This window comes from Mesorhizobium sp. M8A.F.Ca.ET.207.01.1.1, from assembly GCF_004794715.1.
GTDB lineage: Bacteria > Pseudomonadota > Alphaproteobacteria > Rhizobiales > Rhizobiaceae > Mesorhizobium.
Genome location: NZ_SRUS01000419.1, coordinates 1 through 314, shown reverse-complemented (window position 1 = coordinate 314; position 314 = coordinate 1). Strand labels below are relative to the sequence as shown.

Here is a 314-nt window from a genome sequence, read left to right as displayed (position 1 = left end):
ATGGCTTGGTCCACCTCGATGCCGAACGGCTCCAGGTAGTCCCTGATATCGGCAAGCAGCGGCATATCCGGATCGGACGTCTCGGCAAGCCGTACGTGATAGGCGCGCAGCACGCGCAACGTGTCTTCCGAACGCTCTATATAGCGCCCGAGCCAGGTCAGGTTCTCGGCCGCGCGGCTGGGCAGGCTGCCTGGCATGGTGCGGGTGAAGCCGTCATGTTCCTGAGGCAGCAGCGTCTCGCGCTCGACCGGCTTGTCGCTGACCACCCAGACATCCGCGGCCTGGCCCCCGCGCTGCATGGCGATCGCCGTCGG

At 66.6% G+C, this 314-nt stretch carries 1 protein-coding gene; it reads right to left on the bottom strand.

Annotated elements, in window-relative coordinates; all coding sequences use genetic code 11:
- Window positions 1-314 (bottom strand): alpha-E domain-containing protein (locus tag EN850_RS35180; protein ID WP_189591339.1); only part of this gene is annotated, 314 nt, incomplete at both ends.